The organism is Shinella sp. G-2, assembly GCF_050172695.1.
Classification (GTDB): Bacteria; Pseudomonadota; Alphaproteobacteria; order Rhizobiales; family Rhizobiaceae; genus Shinella.
Genome location: NZ_JBBEYH010000055.1, coordinates 1 through 2,766, shown reverse-complemented (window position 1 = coordinate 2,766; position 2,766 = coordinate 1). Strand labels below are relative to the sequence as shown.

The following is a 2,766-nucleotide window of genomic DNA, read 5'->3' as shown; positions in this document are numbered from 1 at the left end:
GGGCCGGTCTATCCGAGCATGCGATGACAAGGGGGCTTGCCGGAGGGCAGGCCCTTTTGGTTTTGGGGGGCAGGGAATAGGGAATAGGGAGTAGCGTGCACGTTGCGCGGGCTGCCGTCCGCCGATGCCATGAAACAAGTGCGGCCCAAGCACACCGCGACCTGGCACGTCGCCATTTTCCCGCCACCGACCTTAACGCCGCCTGCAACCCTCGCGCGCTCTTTAACCCTCGATTAACCATAAATGCATAATTTCCGGCCTTGAGAACGAGATATTCAAGGGGCTTTAACCATGTCGATTTCCCGCCGCGGATTCCTGCTCGGCGCGTCTGCATTGCTCGCAGGCTGCGCCACCAACGGCACCAGCGACCGCGCCAACTATGGCGACCGACTGGACGAGGCGCATCCGCTGAAGGCCATGCCCCTCGACAAGATCAAGCCGGAGCTGCGCCGCCAGGAAGTCGCCTATGAGACGGTCCATGCGGCAGGCACCGTCGTCGTCGACACGCCGGCGCGCCGGCTCTACTACGTGCTCGGCAACGGCCGGGCGATGCGCTACGGCATCGGCGTCGGCCGGCAGGGCTATTCGCTGGCCGGCAGCGCCTATATCGGCCGCAAGGCGGAATGGCCGAGCTGGACGCCAACGCCCAACATGATCCGCCGCGACCCCAAGAAGAACCTGAAATATGCCGGCGGCCTGCCGGGCGGTCTTCACAATCCGCTGGGCGCGCGCGCCATCTATCTCTACCAGAACGGCAACGACACCATGTTCCGCATTCACGGCACGAACCAGCCGTGGTCCATCGGCGAGGCCATGTCGAGCGGCTGCGTGCGCATGCTCAACCACGACGTCATCGACCTTTACGAACGCGTGAAGGTCGGCGGGCGCGTGCATGTCATCCAGGGACGCCGCACGGCCTGAAAAGACCCGATGTCGCAATGATGAAAGGCCGGCTCACGCCGGCCTTTTCGTTTTGCGGTTTGAAAAAGATGAATTGTATCATACCATTGCCAGCGCGATCCCCGGCTTGGACAAAGTCGGGACTGTCGTGCGCTTTTGTCTGTCCATGACGCATTGAGGTCAATGGCAGACGCATTCGTACCGGCATGCACCCCCGTAGCTGCAAAAGTCGAGGGTGCGGTATCGCGGACCATCAGGGCCTCCTCAAGGCCTGTCCGAGAACGGTCCGCGCAGGATCACGGGCCCGGCGGCGACGGTGCAGCGGGGCTCGAACGAGCACAATGACACCGTCGAAAATGAGGGAACGGATATGAAACATCTTCTTGCTTCCACCTGCCTCGTCGCCGGCCTCCTGGCCATGACGGGCGCGGCGCGCGCCGAATGCGGCGACGTGACGATCGCCAGCATGAACTGGCAGAGCGCCGAGGTTCTCGCCGCGCTCGACAAGTTCATCCTGACCGAAGGCTACGGCTGCAACGCCGAAGTCATCGTCGGCGACACGGTTCCGACCATCACCTCGATGATCGAGAAGGGCGAGCCGGACCTCGCGCCGGAAGGCTGGGTCGACCTTCTGCCCGACGTCGTCAACCGTGGCATCGAGGAAGGCAAGCTGATCGGCGCGGCCGTCGCGCTGTCCGACGCCGCCGTCCAGGGCTGGTGGATCCCGAAATACATCGCCGACGCCAACCCCGACATCAAGACGATCGACGACGCGCTGAAGCACCCGGAACTCTTCCCGGACCCGGAAGACAAGAGCAAGGGCGCCGTGCACAACGGCCCGCAGGGCTGGGGCGGCACGGTCGTGACCGGCCAGCTCTACAAGGCTTACGGCGGCGAAGCGGCCAACTTCACGCTGGTCGACACGGGTTCGGCCGCCGGCCTCGACGGCTCGATCGCCAAGGCCTATGAGCGCAAGGAAGGCTGGGTCGGCTATTACTGGGCCCCGACCGCGCTTCTCGGCAAGTACGAGATGGTCAAGCTCGAGCACGGCGTTCCCTATGACGCCGCCGAGTGGAAGCGCTGCAACACCGTTGCCGACTGCGCAGACCCGAAGAAGAACGACTGGCCGAAGGACAAGGTCCAGACGCTGGTGACCAAGGGCTTCTCCGAACGCGCCGGTGAAGACGTCATGGGCTACCTCAACAAGCGCGCCTGGTCGAACGACACGGTCAACAAGCTGATGGCCTGGATGACCGACAACCAGGCGAGCGGCGACGATGGCGCCAAGCACTTCCTGGAAGAGAACGAAGCGCTCTGGAAGGACTGGGTCTCGCCGGAAGCCGCCGAGAAGATCAAGGCTGCTCTCTGATCGCTGAATCGGGCGGCGCGCCATGGCGCGCCGCCCTCCGCCTTCGTTTTGGCGCTTGCCTTTGACGCAAATCGCCACGCATGCCGCCGCGGCATGCTTCAGGGTTCGACCAGAAGAGCCGGCGCAAGACCGGACAGGGTCGGAAGGGGATCGATATGGAATGGTTCACGAAATTTCCCACGATGGACGCGGACACGCTTCGCGACCTCAAGAAGACGATCGACGAGGGGTTCCGCGGCTTCACCCGCGCCTATGGTGACGGCATCGAATCGATTTTCGAGCCGCTCCAGCACTTCCTCATCTGGTCCGAGCGCTTCATGACGAAGACGCCCTGGCCGATCGTGCTTGTTCTCATCGCGCTCGTCGCGTGGTTCGCCAGCCGCAACTGGAAGATCGTCGCCGGTACGATCGTGACGCTTCTGCTCATCGGCTATTTCGACATGTGGGACGATACGATGAAGACGGTCTCGATGATCTTCGTCTGTACCGTGCTCTCC

The 2,766-nt window shown here is 63.3% G+C and carries 2 protein-coding genes and 1 pseudogene; all 3 read left to right on the top strand.

Going from position 1 to position 2,766, the window contains the following annotated elements:
* Positions 1 to 291: 291 nt before the first annotated feature.
* Positions 292 to 921 (top strand): L,D-transpeptidase, encoded by a 630-nt coding sequence (locus V8U06_RS29015; RefSeq protein WP_226919878.1) that lies wholly within the window; start codon positions 292 to 294, stop codon positions 919 to 921.
* Between the two features lie 349 nt (positions 922 to 1,270).
* The gene (locus tag V8U06_RS29010; RefSeq protein WP_427143621.1) at positions 1,271 to 2,269 is read left to right on the top strand and encodes an ABC transporter substrate-binding protein; all 999 of its coding nucleotides are present in this window, start codon (positions 1,271 to 1,273) and stop codon (positions 2,267 to 2,269) included.
* Between the two features lie 155 nt (positions 2,270 to 2,424).
* Positions 2,425 to 2,766 (top strand): annotated as a pseudogene (locus V8U06_RS29005) (proline/glycine betaine ABC transporter permease); the annotation flags it as partial.